This is a genomic window from Acaryochloris marina S15 (genome assembly GCF_018336915.1).
Lineage (GTDB): Bacteria > Cyanobacteriota > Cyanobacteriia > Thermosynechococcales > Thermosynechococcaceae > Acaryochloris > Acaryochloris marina_A.
Window position 1 is genome coordinate 4,014,792 of record NZ_CP064923.1, and the last position, 22,031, is coordinate 4,036,822.

Below are 22,031 nucleotides of genomic sequence, written 5' to 3' on the forward strand. Positions count from 1 at the left end.
TATGTAGGGTGTCACCACGCTAATTACCGGAGAGCCAAATTATCTTCAGCTAACTCCTGATCCAGTTCCTTGATCAAGGCGTCTAGGCCCTCTCTATAGAGTTTCTGAGCCTCTGGTGTCCCAAACTGCTCCAGCTTCTGCCAGGCGTCAAAATCGAGGTTAATAGAGGCCGTCATCCATGCTTCATCGGGTACTATTTTTGCGATCGCTAACGTACTGGTCCCCTGCTGCGCTGGAATCACCTTGAGATACAGGTAGGCTGCCACACCACCAACAGCAAGGGTACCTGCAATCACACCTGGAATAATGTACTTCCAATGTTTAGCCATGATTGCCCCACCAGATTCACAACGTACAGATTCTAGCTTGCTTTATGGCAATGAACCGTTTTGCCAATGGATAAAGGCATCACAAAGCTTTGCGGTTCAACTTACCCAAAGACGTGTAGGGAAGCGCTTGACGAAACTCAATCACAGCAGGCATTTGGTAGCGAGCCACACGCGGCTTTAGCCATGCCAATACCGTTGCTTGATCTAATCCCTCATCAGGCTTGGGGATAACAATCGCTTTTAATCGCTGTCCAAATTCTGGATCAGGAATCCCCAAGACCACCGCCGCCTCAATCCCTGGATGTTGGAGCAGCACATTTTCCAGTTCCAGGGGATAGACATTCTCACCCCCAGACACAATCATGTCATCCACCCGACCACATAAAAAAATAGTCCCTTCCCCAGCTCGATAGGCCAAATCTCCCGTTTCGATCCACCCCTTGGCCCCCGCAGACCAGGCACTGCGGATACAAAGCTGCCCTTTTAGCGACGGTCCATCCCGCTGAATCTGGACTTGAACCCCGGTAATTGGCAAGCCAATGGACTCTGGTTGCCGCTGCAGTAACTCAGGATCCGCCAAGATACAAAAACCAGCTTCAGAAGTACCGTACAGGTTAAACAAAACTGGACCGAGCTGCTCTAAGGTAGCTTGGGCCAACGCTGGTCGCAGGGCAGCCCCTCCCGTCAAAATTCGCTGGAGGGAAGACAACGCCTGGGCATTATGGTTGAGCATCCGCTGCAGCATCAACGGCACCAGGGTAATCACCTCAATCTTCTCCTGTGCAATCAGGTCACAGGCCCGACCCGCATCAAATCGTCGCGTGAAATACTGTTGTGCCCCCAGGGTCACCCCAATTAGAAGGGCGGCCAGCCCAAAGCCATGATAAATAGGCGTCGCAATATACACCGTTCGATATCGATCCAAATGGACCTGAGCCAGCAGGGCAATAAATGGAGGAAGGAAATCAAATAGGGAGGGTTTACGGCTGGCCGGTTTAGGTTGGCCTGTCGTGCCCCCCGTCATCACCACCACCTTCCCTGTTTTCACCTTCCGCAGCGGGGTCGTCGTTGCCTGAGGCGTCACCGCCATCTGATCTATAGAATGGCCGGAGGGATGATAGGTGGGAATGGCTTTATGGCCTAGAGAGAGATCCTCTATCAGTGGGGAAATTTCTGGATCATGAATGTAATAGTCAAACTGCAGCTGATGTTCCATGGCCCGTATCTGATCCGCACTCATCTCGGGATTGACCAGAAAAACATCCGCCCCTAACCGAGAGACAGCAAAGATAGCTTTGATAGCAGCTGCATGGTTTCGAGATGCGATCGCAACCCTCTGCCGAGGCTGAATCCCACATTCCCTCTGCAATCCAACCGCAACGGCTTCTGCCTGCTGCCATAGCTTTGCATAGGTTAATTCTTCCTGGTCATCAATCACGGCAATCCGATCAGGATGAAGCTTAGCCGCAATCCGCAACAAAGCCATTAAGTTAACCCCTGTGGTCAAAATCGCTTCGAGTAAACGATACAAACCGACAAAGGTTAGCAAACGAGTCCGATATAGTTTTCTCAGCAGAGTAAAAATCATGGCTTTATCGTCTCCGCCTCATCACCCCACTCCAAATCACTTCTCCCAGCCATCGCAGCAGGACAGACGCCAGTTGCCCCATCATCAACCACCAAGGGGCAATGGTGCGAGGACGAGAAATCATTGCTTTACAAATGAGCTTTGCCACCTGATCAGGACTCAACGCAGGCATATTTTGATAAGCTTTCGTCGGCGCAATCATCCGAGTTCGCACCAAAGGTAAATAGATAGACGTGGTCTTCACCCCTTGGGCATTCAGCTCAGGGGCAGCACAGCGAAACCATTGGTCAAAGGCCGTTTTTGAGGCTTGGTAAGCCGCCCATTGAGGAGTAGGCAGGAGCAGCACATTGATTGCCGAGATATTAATCATATGACCCCGCTGAGCCACCAGGGTCGGCGTCAAGGCCAGCATTAACTGGACGGGACCAAAGTAGTTCAAGTTCATGGTCCGGGTAAAGTCATGGAACCGATCTAGGGAGTCAAACAGGGATCGCCGAATCGATTTTCCAGCATTGTTCACCAGAATATCAATGCCCTTGGGAAGCTGCTCCAGCAACGCTTCAACTTCGGTAGGCTGTCTCAGGTCACAGGAAAAAATATCGGCCTGTCCACCACGAGCCTCCACCTGGGCCTGAACAGCCAATAGTTTCTCTTCAGTACGCGCCACCAGAATTAACTGAGTCCTGGGCAAAGCTAAGCGTAAGGCCAAACATTCCCCGATTCCATAACTCGCTCCGGTAATCAGGACCGTTTTTCCTGCCAGCAACCCTTCGAGTCTACGCAGATCACCCCTGAGAAAAGGAAAGAATAATAGATCCATGACATTGCCTTAGCCCAAACACCCATAGTCTGCGGGGAACCAGATGGCAGTAACTGGGGTAGATTGAGGGTCCACTCCTGTTTCGGCCCACATAATCTTCATAGCCTTCTCAAGTCACCAGCGATACAGGGGCATACTACCTTAAGTCATTCACCCAGGGACCATCGATTATCAGGAAAATAAATAGCCCCTACTCTAGATCGGGCGAAAGATGGATTGGCCACAATCTAACTCTGCAATGGTGCTGACAGAACCTGTCTTCTGGGAACTGATCGGCTTCTAACCTATCCATTTCAGCCTCTGGCTATCACTTTTTCTGGAATCATTGAATTGCACGAACAGAAAAACAGCCGTCCATAGCCTTCCAATACAGCTATAAAATAATCTCAAGTGATGAACCCACCTCCAGGAACACCCATGTCGCTAGCCCTAGACTCCAAACCCGATACCGATAAACTGACGACTTATTTTCGCTGTATTGCCGGCTGCCCTGGCAAGCACTCCATTTTCGACGTCATCTATACCTGTCCCATCTGTGGCAGCTTGCTAGAGGTGCATCATGAGCGGGAACCTCTGAAAAAGCGAAATGCCCTCCAATGGCAGCAACTACTCAGCTCGCGAGCCAGCACCTCCATCTGGCCTTACGGGAGTGGTGTCTGGGGCATGCGGGAGTGGGTGGTTCCTTCATTAGCTGACGAAAACGTTGTCAGCATGTTCGAGGGCAACACCAACTTATTTTGGGCTGAACGCTTAGGGAAACAGCTGGGCCTCCCCGACTTGTGGATTAAACTCTGCGGCAACAGCCATACGGGCAGCTTCAAAGACCTAGGCATGACCGTATTGGTCAGCGTTGTCAAACAAATGATGGCCCAAGGCAGTTCGGTCAAAGCCGTGGCCTGCGCCAGTACTGGCGACACCAGCGCTGCCCTAGCTGCCTATGCTGCCTATGCAGGCATTCCTGCCGTGATTTTCTTGCCTGCGGGTAAAGTCAGTACGGCTCAACTGATCCAACCCGTCTGTAATGGCGCTCATGTCTTGGCCCTCGACACAGACTTTGACGGTTGCATGAAAATCGTTAAAGAGGTCACCCAAGACAACTCCATTTATCTCGCCAATTCGATGAATAGCCTGCGCATCGAAGGACAAAAAACCGTTGGCATCGAAATTATTCGCCAGTTTAATTGGCAAGTCCCCGACTGGATCGTGATTCCAGTCGGCAACCTGGGCAACATCAGCGCTCTCTATAAGGGCTTCAAGTTAATGATGGACCTAGGCATGATCACCCGCATGCCCAGACTCGTCGCCGCCCAAACCCAGAAAGCTAATCCTTTTTATGAGTCCTTTAAAAATGGATTCAAAGAGAAGATTAGCGTGACAGCCCAAGACACCTTAGCCAACGCCATCAGGATTGGTGACCCAGTCAGCTATGAAAAAGCCGTCACTGCGATCAAGGAAACCAACGGTATTGTCGAACAGGCCACGGAAGATGAATTGGCCGCCGCTTCTGCTACGGCTGATTTAACAGGGATGTTCACCTGTCCCCATACGGGTGTTGCCCTAGCTGTACTCACTAAGCTGATCAAACGGGGTGATATCAAATCCAGTGATAAAACCGTGGTGATTAGCACGGCCCATGGTTTGAAGTTTACCGACTTCAAAGTCGGCTACCATGAATCGACCCTGGCAGATGTCAACAGCCAACATGCAAACCCTGCCGTTCACCTGCCTGCTAGTGCGGATGCAGTCAAAGCTGAAATTGAAAAACGGCTAGGTTAAAAAAGCACAAACCCTGCCCTTTATGGGCAGGGTTAACGTTCAGAAAATTGATTAGCTCCGTTAGCGAATTACCTTTACGGGCGTTCCTACGGCGACGAGTTCAAACATCTCTTCGATGTCTTCGTCATACATGCGGACACAACCGTGAGAGGCAGATCTGCCAACAGAATCGCGATTGGGCGTTCCATGAAAACCAATCCAGTTATTGCCGTCGGTCCAAAATCCCATCCAACGACGACCGAGGGGGTTTTCAGGATCTCCTCCTGGAATCACATATCCTTTGAAGGGGTGGAGCCACGGTGGATTCCGATATTTCGTTTTAACTTCAAACTCACCCGCCGGGGTTGCCCAACCCGCTCGTCCGATGGCAACGGGATACGACTTCACGGCTTGGTCATGCTGATATACCGTCACCCGCCGCTTGGACAAATTCAGCTCTAACCGCATGGGGTCAACGGCGGGGGGCAAATGATCCGTCACATTGTCGAGGCCCGGTAACGGCGGTGCGATCGCAATTTCTTCTGCAGCTCGTACCGGTTGGCCAAGGGTTAGAGCACCTGCCACCAAGCTCAGGGCAATCAGTTTTATCGAAGGATGGCGCATGATTCAGATCAGTTATCTTTAGCAAGCCAGGTTTTAGAATGGCTATTCTATTCTAGCGAATAGAAAAAGACCGATTCTGTTCCCCACCTTTAGATTTCCCCATCGAAATGGGGTATCGCGCAGGCTTAAATTGCTGCTGCTAGCTCTGCTAACTGAGCCTGCTGATCTTGAGCGATACAGGTCTCTAAAATCAGCTCAATATCACCCACAAGCACCTTTTCTAGGGCAAAGTTTTGATTGAGACGATGATCCGTAGCGCGATTATCTTTGTAATTATAGGTGCGAATTTTTTCAGATCTGGCCCCCGTGCCCACCTGGGACCGACGCATAGAGGTCACCGAGGCTTGCTGCTCTTGCAGTTCCAGTTCATAGAGCTTAGCTCGCAGAATTTGCATGGCCCGCTCTTTGTTTTGCAGTTGAGATCGCTCTTCCGTACAGAAGATCCGAATTCCTGTCGGTTTGTGGACCAGATCAACCGCCGTCTCCACCTTATTCACGTTTTGTCCACCCGCACCACCGGATCGGGCCGTCGACATCTCAATATCTTTCGCGTCGATCTCAATTTCAACGTCATCAACTTCTGGCATGACCGCCACTGTTGCGGTAGAGGTATGCACCCGCCCAGAGGTTTCAGTAGCTGGCACTCGCTGCACCCGATGCACGCCAGCTTCATATTTGAGCTTGCTATAAACGCGATCGCCTTGAATTTCCAGAATCGCTTCCTTGAAGCCCCCCATTTCTCCGCCGGATTCACTCAGCAACTTGACCCGCCACTTTTGAGTTTCCGCATACTTTGAGTAAATACGGAATAAATCCCCAGCCCAAATACTGGCTTCATCGCCGCCAGCACCCGCTCTAATCTCCAACATGATGTTTTTCTCATCATTGGGATCACGAGGTAGCAGTAGAACCTTGAGGTGATTTTCCAGAGAGTCCAGTTTTTCACTCAGCTCAGCGGCTTCCATCGCCGCCATCTCTTTCAGCTCTGGATCTTCAGCACTGTCCTTTGCCATCTGCTGAGTATCCGTCAATTCCTGCTGAGTGGCCTTCCAGTCCTCAAAGGTATTGACCGTTTCTTCCAAAGACGCTCGGGCTTTGGCTACTTCCTGAAACTCAGCCGGATTCGTGGCCACCTCCGGGTCACCGAGGCGGCGAGTCAACTCATGGAACGTTTGCTCAACTGATTTCAGCTTTTCAAGCAGATAGGCTTCGGCCATGGATCGGTACTAGGCGAAAGGACAAGAAGAAGGGGAAGCTCAGGTTTAGCTGTCCTACTTCTCGTCTTTTTTCTTAGAGCTGCCTTTACCGCCTGCACCCTGGCTTTCATCCATACCGTACTTGCGCATAAAGCGTTCCACCCGACCTTCGGTGTCAATAATCTTCTGGGTACCCGTAAAGAAAGGGTGATTCCCAGACCAAACATCAACATGAAGCTCTTCTTGGGTTGACCCCACTGTCATCACGATTTTCCCATCGCAATAGACTTTGGCTTCGGGGTACCACTTGGGATGAATATCAGGTTTTGCCATCGGTATATCTCTAATCTAAATGTCTATGTATTGTGATCCAGCCAATTAACGCTTGGAGTATTGAGGAGCCTTACGAGCCTTGCGTAAGCCATACTTCTTACGTTCTTTCGCTCTTGGATCTCGGGTTAAATAGCCTTCCAGCTTCAAGGGCTTCCGGTTGTCGGGATCAAGTTCACACAAGGCCCGAGCGACACCCAACTTAATGGCATCGGCTTGTCCCGTCAAACCACCACCATGGGCATTGACCAACACATCGTAATCATTCTCTAACCCTAGGGATTCTAGAGGTGCTTTCGCACTGGCAATGTAGCTGGGGTTAAATTGCAAGTACAAATCCCCAGGCTTGCCATTAATGGTCATCACGCCACTGCCAGGAACCAGTCTGACCCGAACAATAGAGGATTTACGACGGCCCGTGCCTCGGTAAGCGACGGCGTTAGATTGATCAGTGGCTTGCATTATGATTTAGCTCCTGGGATGGTCTGAATAGATAGAATTTCGGGGTTTTGGGCGGCATGGGGATGATCAGGACCCGCATACACTTTGAGGCTTCTGAACAACTGACGACCTAATGAATTTTTAGGCAACATTCCTTTGACTGCTTTCTCGATAATGCGCTCGGGAATTCGCTGCTGTAGATGGTCGAAAGTTTCAGTCTTCATGCCACCGGGTCGGCCAGAATGACGGCGATAGAGCTTCTGTTCACCCTTATTCCCGGTCACGGTCACCTTTTCGGCATTGATCACAATCACAAAGTCGCCGGTATTCATAAATGGGGTGTAAGTAGGCTTATTCTTGCCCCGCAAAATCATTGCAATCTGGGTTGCCAGACGCCCTAGCCGCTGATTTTCAGCATCAACGACATACCACTTCTTGTCAGCGGTCGATACGGTGGGTAAGTAGGTTTTTTCCATGAGAGTTATCTATTTCAAAACAGGAAGAGGGTTTAGGACGCTGGATTCCAGCAATATTCAGAGGGCACACTTGACATCATCAAATGCGGAAAGGTATCAAACCAAACGTCAGGAGAAAAGGGAAATTCAGGATATCCCACTCGCAATAGGCAAAGCCCTTTGGCTGGAGCAGAATATTTCACCTGATCACGCCGCTCAGCTTGCCACAGCTCCGTAAAGCTATCTGGAGAGCGTAACCCCCGTCCCACCTGAACCAACAAGCCTACAAGCAGACGCATCATTCCATAAAGGAAGCCACTTGCCTGTACTTCAATCTGAACCACAGGGCTGCTGTCTTTAGCTTCGACAGTTGGCCGCTGTATACAAGTCGCTTCATGCACATCCACCCAGGAATGGGGGCGGCCAGAATTCGTACGATGAAAGGCAGCCAGATGATGATGGCCAACCAGAGGATCCAGGGCAGCTTGCATCCACTGCACATTTAAGGGCTGGTAATAATAATGCCAGCTATAGGGGCGCAAAAACAGATTTGGGCAAGGATCAGTGTATAAAGTGTACCGATACCGCCGCCAAGTTGCAGAGAACCGAGCATGCCAATCCGAGGGTACCAAGGCTGATCCCCGAATCACAATATCCTGGGGCAAACGAGAATTTAACACACTCGCCCACTTATGGGCCGGAATCGTAGAATCGATATCAAAATGGGCCACTTGAGCCGCAGCATGCACCCCTGAGTCAGTCCTGCCCGCACCATATAAGGTGACAGGATACTGAACAATGTCGGCCAGGGTATCTTCGATCTCAGCCTGCACACTCCGATGTTGAGCCTGCCGCTGCCAACCATGAAAATGAGTGCCCAGGTACTGAATAACCAGGGCAACTCGTTGGGATGTTGGGGATGGCAATGGCATAACCGAGGCGGTTTAATCCTTAGGTGAGTTCGATAATCGCCATTTCAGCATTGTCGCCTCGCCGACGGATCGTGCGGATAATCCGAGTGTATCCACCGTTGCGATCGCCATAACGGTCCGGCACCTGGTCAAACAAGGCATGAACCAATTGCTTGTCATAGATGTATCCCAAAGCCTGACGACGAGAGGACAATGACCCATCCTTAGCCAAGGTGATCATCTTCTCAACTTGGGACCGCACGGCTTTGGCTCGAGCCTTAGTAGTCTTCACTCGACCATGGCGAATAAGCTGAGTAGACAAGGATCTGAGAAGAGCCTTACGTTGATCGGCAGGTTTGCCTAACATGTGAACTCGACAACGATGACGCATGGAAATTAACCTTAACTTTTCGATTTTTCAGTCGGCATAGTGATACCCAGATGATCTTGGAGAGCTGCGATTACTTCATCTGCAGACTTAGCTCCAAAGTTCTTGATTTCTAGGAGATCTTCTTGGGAATACTCCAGAAGATCGGCAACACTATTAATTTGAGCCCGCTTGAGGCAGTTGTAGGCCCGGACAGAAAGATTTAGACCTTCAATCGGAATTTGATTGGTCTCATCCTCTTCCTCCAGTTCAATATCCTCAACCACATTAAAGGTGGCATCTTTGAGGGGATTGAACAGATCAACCAAGATAGTAGCTGCCTGACTTAAAGATTCCTGGGGCGTTAGATTGCCATTAGTCCAGATATCCAGAATCAGTCGATCCTTTTCTAAGGCTCCACCGACCCGAGCATCTTCTACTTCATAGTTGACCCGACGAACAGGCATGTAAATCGCATCAATCTCGAGAAAGTCGAGGGCTGCGGCTTCATCTCGGTTCTTACCCACCGCATGGTATCCCTTACCCTGCTCGATTCTAAACTCCATCTCTAAGGTGGCATCCGAAGATAGAGTGGCTACATACTGAGTTGGATTCACAATCTCAACTTCAGTGGGTAACTCAAAGTCATCGGTCGTTACAGTCGCTGGACCTTGAACAAATAAGCGGCCAATCTGAGGATCGTTGGTATGGCTCCTAAGGACAACCTGCTTCATGTTTAGCAGAATGTCGAGGACATCCTCACGCACCCCAGGGATGGTTGCAAATTCATGGTTCACGCCAGCAATACGAACAGCTGTGACCGCAGTTCCTCTCAGATTTGCGAGTAAAACTCGTCTAAGAGCATTTCCAACTGTCGTGCCTTGCCCTCGATCCAAGGGCTCCAGAATAAACCTGCTATACTGGCTAAAATCCTCTTCAACTGTAGTTTCCAGACATTCAACCTGAAATTGCGCCACGAAAATCCCTCCCTTGTTGCTGTGCTCGAAATGTAGGTAGGTTCTCTGAACCTGTGGAGTGAGAAAAAAGTTTTTAAAAGTCAGCTTTAGCTTGAGGTCAGCAAAAGCAAAGTGTTTAACTTTGTAGATGGATGAGGTATGCCATCAAATTCAAGGAATTTTTATCAGTGTTTGACTCGCTTCGAGGCAGCAGAACACTGCTCTAGCCAGCCAGCCTGATGAAGCTTCGCCCTAGACGCGACGTCGTTTTGGAGGACGACAGCCGTTGTGAGGAATGGGGGTGACATCTCGAATCAAAGTGATTTCAAGCCCCGAACCCTGTAAAGCACGAATGGCCGTTTCGCGACCTGCGCCAGGACCGCTGACCATCACTTCAATTTGGCGCATGCCTTGATCCATTGCCCGACGAGCTGCACTTTCAGAAGCAGTTTGAGCCGCAAAAGGGGTGCCTTTTTTTGCTCCTTTGAAACCACTTGAACCAGCAGAGGCCCAGGATACGACATCACCACCGGCATCGCTAATGGTGACAATTGTGTTATTGAATGTGGACTGGATATGAGCAACCCCGTTGGGAACATGCTTTTTTTGCTTCCGTCCACCGGAGCGTTTAGATTGTGGAGCCATACCTAATATTCTTTTGAACCAACTAAATCAGCGATAAAAAACAGAAGAATTTGAGAGGGTTATTTCTTGCTGGGAACTTTCTTCTTACCAGCTACAGTCCGCTTGGCACTCCGCCTTGTTCGACTGTTTGTCCGAGTACGCTGGCCTCGAACCGGTAAGCCAGCTCGATGACGACGCCCTCGATAGGAACCAATATCCATGAGTCTCTTGACGTTCATGGACTCCCATCGGCGTAGGTCACCCTCCACCTGATAGCCAGCCACAGCATTACGAAGAGCAGCGACATCTTGATCGCCTAATTCTCTAACTCGGGTATCAGGGTTAACGCCCGTTGCTGCCAAGATCTCGTGGGATCTGGTCAAGCCAATTCCATATATATAGGTCAGACCAATCTCGATCCGCTTGTCGCGGGGCAGGTCTACTCCGGCAATCCGTGCCACTCTTTTCTTACTCCCTAGGCTGTTTAATCAAAAATTTGTGTGGTTGCTAACACGATGGGTTTAGAGACCACTCGGTTGATAGCAATTGGTTAACCTTGGCGTTGTTTATGCTTGGGGTTAGAACAAATCACCATCACGCGACCACGCCGACGAATGACTCGGCATTTGTCACACATTCTCCGAACGGATGAACGAACTTTCATACTAGATTAGACGACTACAAAACTATTACCATATCACTTCTATTGAAGTCCTACAAGTTTAATTTGGTGAAACTTGAATGAATGGAATTAGAGCTTTGTCAGCATCTCATGTAAAGCCTTTACAGTCATGATTTATAGGCCAATCGACATTCTAGAAAAACACAAAAATCATGCGGCCAGGCCCCTTTCTTATTCATCGTCTAGGACAAATATTTAGGGTTTTCCAGGGCAACTCTCCAAAAAATCTGGCTAAATGGATTTAAAGTGTATATCTAACCCGATATGCCTTGTGTCAGAAAACAGCAGCACAGCGGGGGACAGTAGTTTCTATCTTGACTGGATCATGAAGAGTGTTTTCCTAGATCGGCTCCATAGTCCCGAACGCCCTGTCATTGTCTTTGATGGTGCCATGGGAACCTCTCTACAGCTGCAAAATCTGACTGCAGAAGATTTTGGTGGCCCAGACCTGGAAGGGTGTAATGAATATCTGATCCAGACAAAGCCGGAAGCCGTTGCCACGGTTCATCGCAACTTTCTCAAGGCCGGAGCAGATGTCGTCGAGACTGATACTTTTGGTGCCACTTCGATTGTCTTAGCCGAGTACGATTTGGCAGACCAGGCCTATAACCTCAATAAAGCGGCGGCAGAATTAGCTAAACAGGTGACCGCTGAATTTTCGACCCCTGAAAAACCTCGGTTTGTAGCCGGATCCATGGGGCCGGGGACCAAACTGCCGACGATTGGGGACATCGAGTACGACACTTTAAAAGCGACTTATCAAGAACAAGCAGAAGGGTTGTTCGATGGCGGGGTCGATTTATTTTTGATCGAGACCTGCATGGATGTCTTGCAAATCAAGGCAGCCCTAAATGGGATTGAAGCAGTCTTCGCCAATCGGGGAGAACGACGTCCTCTAATGGTGTCGGTGACGATTGAGCAACCTCAAGGCACGATGCTGTCTGGTTCGGATATTGCAGCAGCGCTCACTATTTTAGAGCCCTTCCCCATTGATATTTTTGGCCTCAACTGTGCCACAGGGCCGGACTTGATGAAAGAGCATATCAAGCATTTGGCAGAGTATTCCCCGTTCGTAGTGTCATGTATTCCTAATGCAGGTTTGCCAGAAAATATTGACGGTGTAGGGCACTATCGCCTGACTCCAATGGAACTACGAATGGCACTGATGCATTTCGTTGAGGATCTAGGTGTACAGGTGATTGGGGGATGTTGTGGTACTCGCCCTGAACATATTCAACAGTTAGTGGAACTCGCCCAAGATCTGCAGCCCAAAGGGAGAGAAATTGGCTCCCGGTTGAGCCTACCGCCTTACGCTCCCTTGCCCCATGTTCCGGCTGCAGCCTCGATTATGAGCATGCAGCCCTACGATCAGGACAACTCCTTCTTAATTGTGGGGGAACGGCTGAATGCCAGCGGGTCGAAGAAATGTCGCGAAACCCTGAATGCGGAAAACTGGGATGGGTTGGTATCGTTGGCGCGATCGCAAGTCAAAGAAGGAGCCCACGTCCTCGATGTCAACGTGGACTACGTGGGTCGCGATGGTGAACGAGATATGCGAGAACTGGCCTCCCGGCTGGTAAATACCGTATCTCTGCCCCTGATGCTGGACTCCACAGAATGGACCAAGATGGAAGCGGGCCTCAAAGTAGCAGGGGGTAAATGCATCCTCAACTCCACCAACTATGAAGACGGAAAAGAACGCTTCTTTAAAGTCTTGGAGCTAGCTAAAGCCTATGGGGCGGGCGTGGTAGTGGGCACCATTGACGAAGATGGCATGGCCCGCACCGCTGCGAAGAAGTTTGAAATCGCCAAACGGGCCTATGATGACGCCATTGATTATGGTATTCCTGCCTATGAAATCTTTTTTGACCCCTTAGCCTTACCTGCGTCGACCGGGATTGAAGAAGATCGAAATAATGCCAAAGCCACTATCGAGGGCATTCAGCAGATTCGAAACGAGCTACCGGGTTGTCACATCATCTTAGGGGTATCGAATGTCTCCTTCGGTTTAAATCCTGCGGCCCGAGTCGCCCTCAATTCGGTATTCCTAAATGAGGCGATGGCCGTGGGCATGGATGCCGCCATTGTCAGTGCCAGCAAAATTCTGCCTTTGGCCAAAATTGAACCGGAGCACCAGCAGGTCTGCCGCGATCTGATTTTTGACCGTCGCCAGTTTGATGGAGATGTCTGTTCTTATGACCCGCTCACCAAGCTGACGACCCTGTTTGAAGGGAAAACTACGAAACGAGATCGCAGTATCGATTCCTCCCTCCCCGTAGAAGAACGCCTCAAAAACCACATTATTGACGGCGAACGGATTGGTCTAGAAGAACAGCTAGATATTGCCCTCAAAGATCACGCTCCTTTAGCGATCATCAATACCTTTTTGTTAGATGGCATGAAAGTGGTGGGTGAACTCTTTGGATCGGGACAGATGCAGTTGCCCTTCGTGTTGCAGTCCGCCCAAACTATGAAAGCTGCGGTTGCCTATCTGGAGCCGATGATGGACAAGGATGAAGCAGACACCAGCGGTAAAGGCACTGTTGTGATTGCCACGGTCAAAGGCGATGTCCATGACATTGGTAAAAACCTGGTGGACATTATCCTCTCCAACAACGGCTATCAGGTGATCAATCTGGGTATCAAGCAGCCCGTAGATACGATTATTGCTGCCTATCGGGAGCACAACGCCGACTGCATTGCCATGAGCGGGTTGCTGGTAAAATCCACGGCCTTTATGAAAGATAATCTCGAAACCTTTAACCAAGAAGGGATTGACGTCCCCGTCATTCTGGGCGGCGCTGCCCTCACCCCCAAGTTTGTCAATCAAGACTGTCAAAACGCTTATAACGGCAAAGTGGTCTATGGCAAAGATGCCTTTGCAGACTTGCATTTCATGGATAAGCTGATGCCCGCCAAAACTGAAGGGCAATGGGATAACCTCAAAGGCTTCTTAAATGAACAAGAAGAGGCCCCTGAAGCAGTTTCTACGAATGGTTCTCAACCTCAAGAAAATGCCGAAAAAATAGCTGCAGCAACGCCAATTGATACGAAGCGTTCGGAAGCTGTGGATATCGACATCGACCGGCCCACCCCACCCTTCTGGGGCACCACTATTTTGCAGCCCGAAGATCTACCTTTTGATGAACTCTTCTGGCATATGGATCTCCAAGCTCTGATTGCCGGACAATGGCAGTTCCGCAAACCCAAGGATCAATCTCGGGAAGAATACGATGCCTTCCTAGACGAGAAGGTCTATCCCATTCTGGACAAGTGGAAACAGCGGATTGTTTCTGAGAAGCTTCTCCATCCCCAGGCGATTTATGGTTACTTCCCCTGCCTAGCCGAAGAAAACTCCCTCCACATTTATGATCCAAAAGTAGCGGAGAACCCTGGCGATACCTTGCCTGACCCGGTCACCACTTTTACCTTTCCTCGTCAGAAGTCTATGCGGCGACTGTGTATTGCCGACTTCTTTTTACCCAAGGAGCAAGGCATCGCCCAAAAACGGTTTGATGTCTTTCCCATGCAGGCCGTCACAGTTGGGGACATTGCCACGGAGTTTGCCCAAAAGCTGTTTGCCGATGACGAATACACCGAGTATCTCTACTTCCACGGTCTAGCCGTCCAAACTGCTGAAGCAGTAGCAGAATGGACCCATGCCCGCATCCGACGAGAGTTGGGATTTGCCGAGGGTGAACCGGACAATATTCGGGATATGCTGGCTCAGCGCTATCAAGGCTCTCGGTATAGTTTTGGCTACCCGGCGTGCCCTGATATGCAAGACCAATATAAGCAGCTTGATCTATTGCAAACGGATCGGATTAATTTACATATGGACGAAAGTGAACAGCTTTATCCTGAACAATCCACCACGGCAATTATGGTTTATCACCCTGTCGCTAAATACTTCAGTGCTTAGACTCTATACCTGAATCAATCTCATCAAGGAACTAAAGCTTGATTGAATTAGAAGAACCAGCCTGGTTTTATCATGACTGGATAGAAGGAGACTTGCCCTGGGATCAAGGTAAACAAATGAGCTTCGATCAATTTCATTCGAAGTACAGTTTGCATGACTCTATCTGGCTTGGACTGTTTTATGAGATTGCATTTAGACAAACTTTATCCCTAGCCATTCATTGGAACGCTAACTGGCTTCCTGATGAGATTTACCAAAGTTCAAGTACAGTTTGCGATTGGCCCTATTTATTCATTCGCATCGCACAAGCTCATTCAATCACAACAGATAACTATGGTGATATGACAGATATGCAAAGGTCCATCTTCACATCTGAAAACATCGTGATTTCTGATCAGAATTTGCTAGCCATTGATGATGTTTATGGTGGGAAGCTCAGTATTACCTATAAAGGACCTGTGACCTTCCTCGCAATCGACCCAGCCAAAAGCGTCGTATCGATTTAGGTCGACCTCACTTATTTGGCTTATTCAACCAGTCTTTTAGTACCAAGGGTTGATCGGTGATGATATTGTCTACTCCAAGCTCAATCATATGCTGCATATCTGAGGCCTGATTAACCGTCCATACATGGATGGTCTTGCCTTCCGCATGGACTCGTTCTACCCGGTCTGGTGTGGCTAGAGTGAAGTGAATCGAGTAAAAATCGACCTCAAAATCAGGATACTCAGGTCGAGACGGCGGTATTACAGGACCAACGGTCAACTCCGGATCTAGCGTTCGTACCTGCTGCAGAATATCGAAGTCGAGGGAAGAAACCACACAGTTTTGTTGCCAATTTTTTTTGTGAATCAGCTCAACAACCTGGCTGCCAAGTTTTTGTTCATGGCCATGAATTTTTAGCTCCAGGTTCAACTTGACTCGGTCCTTAGCCAAATCCATCACCGAGGCTAGGGACGGAATTCGGGTATTTTTGAAATCATCCCCGAACCACTGGCCGACATCTAGGTTGGTCAGTTCAGCCATGGTTAGGTCCCAGAGGTTGAGATCGCATCCCGCAAGACGCATTAAATGACTGTCATGAAGCACCACCAATTCATGATCTTGGGTCTCTTGGACATCCAGTTCAATAAAATCAGCCTGGTTTTCAATGGCTAGCTCAAAGGCAGGCATCGTATTCTCTGGGGCTAACTGGGAATATCCTCGGTGAGCCGTAATAAGAGGAGTCATGGGTTCGTCGCGTATGATGTCTGAACCTGAATTTACCCCAAAAGAAGGGGTACCGCATGTCAGGCACTGATCAGATGGTTCAAACCCTTGATATCCAGAAGTTTGGCAATTGAATCAGCACTCACAGGTTTACTCAACAAATATCCCTGGGCCATCTCACAGCCCAATTTTTGGAGCATCTGATATTGCTCTAATGTCTCCACACCTTCCGCAATAATTTCATGATCTAGATTGTGACCCATATCAATCATGGCCCCCATGAGCGTCTCCGATTTACGGTCGACGAGCATATCATCAATAAAGTATTTATCAATTTTTAGACAATCCACCGTGAGATGTTTGAGTGAAGCAAACGATGAATACCCGGTACCAAAATCATCAATAGCTAGGAGCACACCTAGATTTTTTAATTCTCGAAAAATAGAAAGATTCTGTTGATCGGTTTGCACCACACTCTCCGTCACCTCCAGCTCTAGTTCCGTTGGCACCATGCCTGTTTCATCCAGAACATGCTTAATCAAAGACACAAAATCCTTATCCAGAAATTGGGCAGGAGAAATATTCACGGCCATCCGAATCGCCGGCAAGCCAGCCTTTTTCCAGGCAACAGCCTGATTACAGGCTGCTTTCAAAACCCATTCCGTTAGGGGCTTCATCATCCCTATTCTTTCAGCTGTGGCAATAAATTCAGACGGTAAAACCTCACCGAGTTGGGGATGGTGCCAGCGGGACAAAGCCTCAACCCCAATAATGTTGCCGGAGCGGATCTCAACCTGGGGTTGATACACCAAGAACAATTGCTGTTTTTCGACGGCCTCCCTTAAGTTTTGCTCCACACGGAACCGATACTCTGCTTGCTCGGTTAGCTCTGGTTTATAGAAGGCATACCGATTTTTTCCTCGTTCCTTTGCCGCATAAAGGGACGTATCAGCAGCTTTAATCAAGGTTGAGAGATCTTGACCATCATCAGGATAGTGGGCAATCCCAATACTGCAAGCGGGGGTAAATTTTCTTGCCGATAACTCGATGGGTTGGGAAACCCCCTCAAGGCAACGTTGAGCAACCGAAGAGGCTGCATAGTCATCATTTACATCCGTCACCAAAATACAGAATTCATCTCCACTCAGGCGGGCGACAAAATCGATATCACGAGCGACCTGTTGCAACCGTTGGCCAATTTCCCGAAGTAATAAGTCTCCCGCATCATGCCCCAGACTGTCATTCACTCCCTTAAAGTTATCTAAATCGATATAGAGCAGACCCAAGCGAGATGCGTTGCGATCAGAACGCTTGATGGCAGCTTCAAGGCTTTGGTAAAAATGAGCACGACTCGCCAGCCCCGTTAAGCTATCGATAAACGCCAATTCTCGAATCCGTTTCTGGGCTTGGTCCCGCTCCATCACAATCCCAGCCAGCCTTGCTGCCGACTTCAGATCGTTTGACTCCGCCTCATTGGGCAAGGCGGGATGATTGTAATACATGCCAAATGCGCCCAATACGGTACCTGAAGAACTTTTAATCGGTTCAGACCAACAGCAACGCATGCCATGGGGCAATGCGACATGTTTGATCTTGGCCCATTTGGGATCGGTGTCAATATTCTCAACCAGAACCCGCTGGCCGGTATAAGTCGAGGTACCACAAGAGCCAACATTTGGACCATATTCCAGGCCATGAACTGCATCACAATAGGCTTTTGGCAGACTTGGGGCACCACCATGCATCAGTCGACCATCTTGCAATTCAAGCATTGAACATCGCAGTCCAGGATGAAGCCCTTCATAAAGCAAGGCAATTTCTTCATAGATCTGTGATGCGGGTTTCCCTGTCGCGACCATCTCCAGAATTTCAGCATTTTTGTCATCAAATGCTTCTATCTTTTTACGGGCGGTGATATCGACATGGGTGCCCACCAAACGAACAGCCCTACCATCAGACGCTCGATAAGCCAAAAATGCCCGCGAGAGCACAAACACTTCATGCCCCGCTTTGTGCTGCATCCGCATTTCAACATCAAATGAATCTGTGTTGCTCACCAGATAGTCTTGGACCTGTTTCAAAACAGTCTCTTTATCATCAGGGTGTACGAGGTTTGCCCAAGTACTTAAATCATCAGGAAGTTCATCGTTTTCATACCCCAACATGCTTTTCCAGCGCGGTGAATAGTAGACTTCATCGGTTTCTAAGTTCCAGTCCCAAAGTCCATCATTGGCTCCGCACATCGCCAATGAAAACCGTTCTTCACTGGCTTGTAACTTTTCCTCTGACCTTTTTCTAGCGGTCACATTGCGCCCAATACCTAATACACCTATCAATTCTCCATGCTCGTCATACAAGGGATATCGACTGATTTCTAGGAGTTCGCGATGACCATCACTAGTAAAAGTTGTCCATTTTTCTAATATAGATGGGCATTCTTTCAATATGACGTCCTGGTCATGTTTTCGAGACAAATCGGCCCACTTAGCATCTACAAAATCTTGGTCGGTTTTACCAACAATTTCTTGTTCAGGGGCATCCAAAAAATCTTCAAAACGATGATTACAGGCCAGATATACGCCATCAGAATCTTTCAACCAGATGAGATCGGGTAGATGGTTAATGATTGCTTTATAAAATCCAATTCCTTTTTCAAGGCCTGGTGGAATAATTCCTCCTGTAGAAGTCTCTGTAACGTCTACGGCGGAAGTCGATTGGATCTCGCATTGCATGACAAATGACTATGAGGACTAGGGTAAACACATTTTCCTATTCTCATAATAAATTTTGACATCAGAATTAGAATCCGTATTTTGACGGAATTATTGTCCTGAGAAAATATCAGCCTCGAATCAAAATCTCTTCACAAAAATACTTATATAACGATCAAATCTATTATTTACAGCTTTTATAACCATAAGAACTCATTGCTAGAATTTATACCTTAAAAAGCAACTATTTAATTTTTTTTACTTCTCCATTAATCTTATTTATTTCCATGTCAGCCTCTTAATGGAGACGCATCTAGACTCAGTATGAATTCAACGCAGCCAGGAGCTATATTTTTTTTAATAACAGCAATATTCAACAAAAAAAATTCACAAAAAAGGGAATGCTTGCCTAATTTCGGTTTCAGTTAAACCAAATTGCTCAATTGAGTAACGGTGCACGCCATGTTTTGTCTGAGGATTAGCATCTAGCCAATTCACCATATTTTGCTCTGTAGATGAGTCTAGAGAATCATTGAAAAAATTATAAATTCTGTGAACGGTCTGGATCGGATCTTGAATAAGATCAGGATAGTTGACATCACAAATCAATGTAGACGGCGTTTGACGACGATATTGATGCCCTTTCTCATAACCATAGGACAAAGCTTCTAGCCAGTATTTCCCGATGGCTGACCTATCAACTTGTTCGGTATAGATATTGCGGACAAGCGTTGCCAGACTACAGATGGATGGGACTACGGAGCAAGGATCTCGGTGGGTTTGAATAATGCAAGCATCTGGAAAAACTTGCGTCAGAGATTCTAGATAAGTGAGATGGGCTGGGGCTTTCAATAGCCATCGACCTGGCCAATGCCAGCTTAATAGTTGTAACTGCTGTCGATAGTAGTGATATTGCGATCGCAGGGTCTGAGTCCGTAACCAGTCTCGATAGCTGGGCACATGGGCTCTCAGCTCATAAAGCAAGGTTGAAAAAGCATGCTCAAACAGCTGATTCCCTTCTTCCGGCAGCTGTGCTTGGAGATGGTGGGTGGTAGAGAAGACAGGCGAAAGAGCCTGGTATTGGCGAGCCATCTTTTCAGCAGCCTGGATGCGGGGATCTGGATCGCTAGCATTCTGTTCAGGTGGAGGACAAGGCTGTAATAATTCCCAGAGTCGCAACCAGCGAAACCGCGAGTCTTGGGCCAGCAGCCTGTGAAGAAAAGTGGTTCCCGTTCGAGGCAATCCGGTAATCACCAAGGGACGCCGGATAGGAACCTCAAGAATCTCAGGATGACGTTTCAAGGTCGCTTGAATTTGCAAGCGATTGATGAGTAAGCGACCCAAGTCTGCCCATAGAAACAATCTACCGACTAAACTCAAGTCCGCTTCTGCGTTCAAAGCCGTTATTAATACTTTGAACCCAACGCGAAACGAGTCATCCCCCCAGTCCGTCAGTTGGGTCTGTTTTTGAGCGGTAGCGAGTAAGGCCTCCTCATTCAATTGCACAGACTGAATGCCAATCGTCTGAAGTCGCCGCCCTCCCCAATTGATCCAATCCATCCATCGGGGATGTTGGTCGTTATTTACCGTCAGCTGTGCAGAATGCCAGCAATTGTAAATTCAATATTTCATGAGGTATCGGCTGCTATTCGAGGCTCTGGATCATCCAACATAAACTGGAGCAAATGCTCCCAACTCTCAAAGAGCAAGTATTTGGTCAAAGTCTGAATATCGTGAAAAAAGCCTTGTCGGGTTCCCCGTTGCTTTCGCATGCGTTGATAAGTGGAGTCCACCAAGTGCAAGACGGTATGAAATAAGAATGCCAACAGGTTGAGTACCAATAGCACAGCAGCAAGGTTCTTCTGACCATGACCAAAATTATGTTCTAAGTGATAGCCCTTGGTTTTGAGGACATTGTGTCCTTCATTCTCCGCTTTCCATCGGGCACGTCCAGCACTGACAATCTCGGCCACACTTTGGTCATTGATGAAATGGTGAGTAATGAACGCGTTGTGATACATAGTCTTTCCATCAGCAGCACGAGTAACAGAGACTTCGCACCAGTTGACCATCACTGCTGGTAGCTCCTCACGCAGGGGGATGCGATTGTAATAGCGATACTGACAAATTTCATGATAGCGACCGTTCCAGCCCCGAGTCTCTAGATGCTCAACATCTCCAATACCTTCTAAATACTCTACCCATTCATATAGCTCTGGATGGGAGGAGGGCAAACAGACAAAAATGAAGTTCAACTCATCCTCTAAACAAGTCTCCACCATCGGTTGACGGCTATAGAGGTCATCGCCAAGAACCGTAATCTTGGCTCCGTCAAACCCTTGAGCATGCCCCTTGATCCACCGTTTGGCCGCAGCGGTTTCACTATCCTGTTTCTCCGCACCATCTTGAGGACGAATGAACTCTGGGGCCAGAGAAATGACATGTTCAATTTCCGGACAAACGAGGACGGGCAACACGGCGGTGTGCGTATAGGTGACACTCCCATCCCGATGGGTTTTGGTAGAACACTGATCGCAACAAATCCGGTTTGAGGAAAAATACTCGCTGCCGTCTAGCCCTACCAACAGGTGTCCACCTAGAACCTTATATTGCTCTAGATAACCTCGTCGTAGGAGAACGCTATAAATTTGATAAAAAATGGGAAACAGAAGACGAAATGCGATCAAGTCCAAAACATTCTTGATTTGGTTGCTCGTGGGGAGTTCTGTTAACTCAAAGAGGGCTTGGGCGTTGTCACGACCATGACGACTATGAACATGGCGTTGGTACTCCAGAAACGAAGGACATTGCATAAAGAAGACAGCAAATGCGCCTAATACAATATCTTTGAGACTAAATTTGGTGCCATTACTGGGTTGACGTGGATCATCGAGGTGCTCAATGAGCTGATGTAGCCAGTGCAGTAAGAGAGGGAAATTTAGAACACCTTCATTCATCGTCTGGGGCTCTGCAAGTGTATGAATACATCCTCAACGACTACAACCTAGCTTGCCAAAATTTTGAATTTACAATTGCTGGCAGAATGCTGTTGCATTATCACTTTTGGCTAACTGCTGCTAGCCATCCTTACCGTCATTGATCAGGACATCA

21 protein-coding genes are annotated in these 22,031 nt (G+C 48.4%); 3 read left to right on the top strand and 18 right to left on the bottom strand.

Going from position 1 to position 22,031, the window contains the following annotated elements:
* Positions 1-23: 23 nt before the first annotated feature.
* The 3 genes from I1H34_RS18415 to I1H34_RS18425 all read right to left on the bottom strand — a co-directional run bounded on the left by I1H34_RS18415 (position 24) and on the right by I1H34_RS18425 (position 2,737).
* A complete protein-coding gene (locus tag I1H34_RS18415) occupies positions 24-329 on the bottom strand; it encodes a DUF3352 domain-containing protein (RefSeq protein ID WP_249369382.1) in 306 nt (101 codons plus the stop codon).
* A 79-nt stretch (positions 330-408) separates the two neighbouring features.
* Positions 409-1,917 (bottom strand): AMP-binding protein, encoded by a 1,509-nt coding sequence (locus tag I1H34_RS18420; protein WP_212662445.1) that lies wholly within the window; start codon positions 1,915-1,917, stop codon positions 409-411.
* Positions 1,918-1,921: 4 nt separating this feature from the next.
* Positions 1,922-2,737: an SDR family NAD(P)-dependent oxidoreductase gene (locus I1H34_RS18425; protein ID WP_212662446.1), complete on the bottom strand. Its 816-nt coding sequence runs from the start codon at positions 2,735-2,737 to the stop codon at positions 1,922-1,924.
* A gap of 417 nt (positions 2,738-3,154) precedes the next feature.
* Between I1H34_RS18425 and thrC the strand changes: the two genes are divergently transcribed.
* Entirely contained in the window at positions 3,155-4,513 is a 1,359-nt protein-coding gene (gene thrC, locus I1H34_RS18430; protein WP_212662447.1) for a threonine synthase, read from the top strand.
* Between the two features lie 60 nt (positions 4,514-4,573).
* Here the strand turns inward: thrC and I1H34_RS18435 are convergent, their stop codons facing one another.
* The 11 genes from I1H34_RS18435 to rpmJ all read right to left on the bottom strand — a co-directional run bounded on the left by I1H34_RS18435 (position 4,574) and on the right by rpmJ (position 11,060).
* Positions 4,574-5,116: a L,D-transpeptidase gene (locus I1H34_RS18435; protein WP_212662448.1), complete on the bottom strand. Its 543-nt coding sequence runs from the start codon at positions 5,114-5,116 to the stop codon at positions 4,574-4,576.
* Positions 5,117-5,241: 125 nt separating this feature from the next.
* Positions 5,242-6,333 (bottom strand): peptide chain release factor 1, encoded by a 1,092-nt coding sequence (gene prfA, locus I1H34_RS18440; protein WP_212662449.1) that lies wholly within the window; start codon positions 6,331-6,333, stop codon positions 5,242-5,244.
* Between the two features lie 54 nt (positions 6,334-6,387).
* Complete coding sequence (rpmE, locus tag I1H34_RS18445) at positions 6,388-6,645, bottom strand: 50S ribosomal protein L31 (RefSeq protein WP_212662450.1); 258 nt, start codon at positions 6,643-6,645, stop codon at positions 6,388-6,390.
* Between the two features lie 45 nt (positions 6,646-6,690).
* On the bottom strand, positions 6,691-7,104 hold the full coding sequence (gene rpsI, locus I1H34_RS18450; RefSeq protein ID WP_212662451.1) for a 30S ribosomal protein S9: 414 nt from the start codon (positions 7,102-7,104) through the stop codon (positions 6,691-6,693).
* Complete coding sequence (gene rplM, locus I1H34_RS18455) at positions 7,104-7,559, bottom strand: 50S ribosomal protein L13 (RefSeq protein WP_212662452.1); 456 nt, start codon at positions 7,557-7,559, stop codon at positions 7,104-7,106. The genes rpsI and rplM overlap by 1 nt, the downstream gene beginning before the upstream one ends.
* A gap of 32 nt (positions 7,560-7,591) precedes the next feature.
* On the bottom strand, positions 7,592-8,470 hold the full coding sequence (truA, locus tag I1H34_RS18460) for a tRNA pseudouridine(38-40) synthase TruA (protein WP_212662454.1): 879 nt from the start codon (positions 8,468-8,470) through the stop codon (positions 7,592-7,594).
* Between the two features lie 19 nt (positions 8,471-8,489).
* Positions 8,490-8,840, bottom strand: a complete 351-nt coding sequence (gene rplQ, locus I1H34_RS18465; RefSeq protein ID WP_212662455.1) for a 50S ribosomal protein L17 — start codon at positions 8,838-8,840, stop codon at positions 8,490-8,492.
* 11 nt (positions 8,841-8,851) lie between these two features.
* Positions 8,852-9,793: a DNA-directed RNA polymerase subunit alpha gene (locus I1H34_RS18470; RefSeq protein ID WP_010480579.1), complete on the bottom strand. Its 942-nt coding sequence runs from the start codon at positions 9,791-9,793 to the stop codon at positions 8,852-8,854.
* Between the two features lie 231 nt (positions 9,794-10,024).
* Positions 10,025-10,417 carry a 30S ribosomal protein S11 gene (gene rpsK / locus I1H34_RS18475; RefSeq protein ID WP_212662456.1) on the bottom strand — a complete coding sequence of 131 codons (393 nt, stop codon included), beginning with the start codon at positions 10,415-10,417 and terminating at the stop codon, positions 10,025-10,027.
* A gap of 59 nt (positions 10,418-10,476) precedes the next feature.
* Positions 10,477-10,857: a 30S ribosomal protein S13 gene (rpsM, locus tag I1H34_RS18480; protein WP_212662457.1), complete on the bottom strand. Its 381-nt coding sequence runs from the start codon at positions 10,855-10,857 to the stop codon at positions 10,477-10,479.
* A gap of 89 nt (positions 10,858-10,946) precedes the next feature.
* Complete coding sequence (gene rpmJ / locus I1H34_RS18485) at positions 10,947-11,060, bottom strand: 50S ribosomal protein L36 (RefSeq protein WP_010480573.1); 114 nt, start codon at positions 11,058-11,060, stop codon at positions 10,947-10,949.
* 343 nt (positions 11,061-11,403) lie between these two features.
* Here rpmJ and metH point away from each other — a divergent pair, with 343 nt between their 5' ends.
* Complete coding sequence (gene metH, locus I1H34_RS18490; protein ID WP_212662458.1) at positions 11,404-15,000, top strand: methionine synthase; 3,597 nt, start codon at positions 11,404-11,406, stop codon at positions 14,998-15,000.
* A 38-nt stretch (positions 15,001-15,038) separates the two neighbouring features.
* Positions 15,039-15,506: a hypothetical protein gene (locus I1H34_RS18495; RefSeq protein ID WP_212662459.1), complete on the top strand. Its 468-nt coding sequence runs from the start codon at positions 15,039-15,041 to the stop codon at positions 15,504-15,506.
* Positions 15,507-15,513: 7 nt separating this feature from the next.
* On the opposite strand, the gene I1H34_RS18500 is transcribed toward I1H34_RS18495, so the two are convergent.
* From I1H34_RS18500 to I1H34_RS18515, 4 genes are all read right to left on the bottom strand, one after another.
* A complete protein-coding gene (locus I1H34_RS18500) occupies positions 15,514-16,230 on the bottom strand; it encodes a glycerophosphodiester phosphodiesterase (RefSeq protein WP_212662460.1) in 717 nt (238 codons plus the stop codon).
* Positions 16,231-16,289: 59 nt separating this feature from the next.
* Positions 16,290-18,941 (bottom strand): bifunctional diguanylate cyclase/phosphodiesterase, encoded by a 2,652-nt coding sequence (locus I1H34_RS18505; protein WP_212662461.1) that lies wholly within the window; start codon positions 18,939-18,941, stop codon positions 16,290-16,292.
* 366 nt (positions 18,942-19,307) lie between these two features.
* Positions 19,308-20,480 carry a sulfotransferase family protein gene (locus tag I1H34_RS18510; RefSeq protein WP_212662462.1) on the bottom strand — a complete coding sequence of 391 codons (1,173 nt, stop codon included), beginning with the start codon at positions 20,478-20,480 and terminating at the stop codon, positions 19,308-19,310.
* A 68-nt stretch (positions 20,481-20,548) separates the two neighbouring features.
* Positions 20,549-21,877, bottom strand: coding sequence for an ISNCY family transposase (locus I1H34_RS18515; protein WP_212661733.1), 1,329 nt, complete (start codon positions 21,875-21,877; stop codon positions 20,549-20,551).
* Between the last annotated feature and the right edge of the window lie 154 nt (positions 21,878-22,031).

Coding starts and splice junctions, on each gene's coding strand:
- I1H34_RS18435 (WP_212662448.1), bottom strand. CDS start 5,116: ATGCGCCATCCTTCGATAAAACTGATTGCCCTGAGCTTGGTGGCAGGT.
- I1H34_RS18415 (WP_249369382.1), bottom strand. CDS start 329: ATGGCTAAACATTGGAAGTACATTATTCCAGGTGTGATTGCAGGTACC.
- I1H34_RS18500 (WP_212662460.1), bottom strand. CDS start 16,230: ATGACTCCTCTTATTACGGCTCACCGAGGATATTCCCAGTTAGCCCCA.
- thrC (WP_212662447.1), top strand. CDS start 3,155: ATGTCGCTAGCCCTAGACTCCAAACCCGATACCGATAAACTGACGACT.
- prfA (WP_212662449.1), bottom strand. CDS start 6,333: ATGGCCGAAGCCTATCTGCTTGAAAAGCTGAAATCAGTTGAGCAAACG.
- rpmJ (WP_010480573.1), bottom strand. CDS start 11,060: ATGAAAGTTCGTTCATCCGTTCGGAGAATGTGTGACAAATGCCGAGTC.
- I1H34_RS18510 (WP_212662462.1), bottom strand. CDS start 20,480: ATGGATTGGATCAATTGGGGAGGGCGGCGACTTCAGACGATTGGCATT.
- I1H34_RS18505 (WP_212662461.1), bottom strand. CDS start 18,941: ATGCAATGCGAGATCCAATCGACTTCCGCCGTAGACGTTACAGAGACT.
- I1H34_RS18515 (WP_212661733.1), bottom strand. CDS start 21,877: ATGAATGAAGGTGTTCTAAATTTCCCTCTCTTACTGCACTGGCTACAT.
- rplQ (WP_212662455.1), bottom strand. CDS start 8,840: ATGCGTCATCGTTGTCGAGTTCACATGTTAGGCAAACCTGCCGATCAA.
- rpsK (WP_212662456.1), bottom strand. CDS start 10,417: ATGGCTCCACAATCTAAACGCTCCGGTGGACGGAAGCAAAAAAAGCAT.
- metH (WP_212662458.1), top strand. CDS start 11,404: ATGAAGAGTGTTTTCCTAGATCGGCTCCATAGTCCCGAACGCCCTGTC.
- rpsI (WP_212662451.1), bottom strand. CDS start 7,104: ATGCAAGCCACTGATCAATCTAACGCCGTCGCTTACCGAGGCACGGGC.
- I1H34_RS18420 (WP_212662445.1), bottom strand. CDS start 1,917: ATGATTTTTACTCTGCTGAGAAAACTATATCGGACTCGTTTGCTAACC.
- I1H34_RS18425 (WP_212662446.1), bottom strand. CDS start 2,737: ATGGATCTATTATTCTTTCCTTTTCTCAGGGGTGATCTGCGTAGACTC.
- rpmE (WP_212662450.1), bottom strand. CDS start 6,645: ATGGCAAAACCTGATATTCATCCCAAGTGGTACCCCGAAGCCAAAGTC.
- rplM (WP_212662452.1), bottom strand. CDS start 7,559: ATGGAAAAAACCTACTTACCCACCGTATCGACCGCTGACAAGAAGTGG.
- truA (WP_212662454.1), bottom strand. CDS start 8,470: ATGCCATTGCCATCCCCAACATCCCAACGAGTTGCCCTGGTTATTCAG.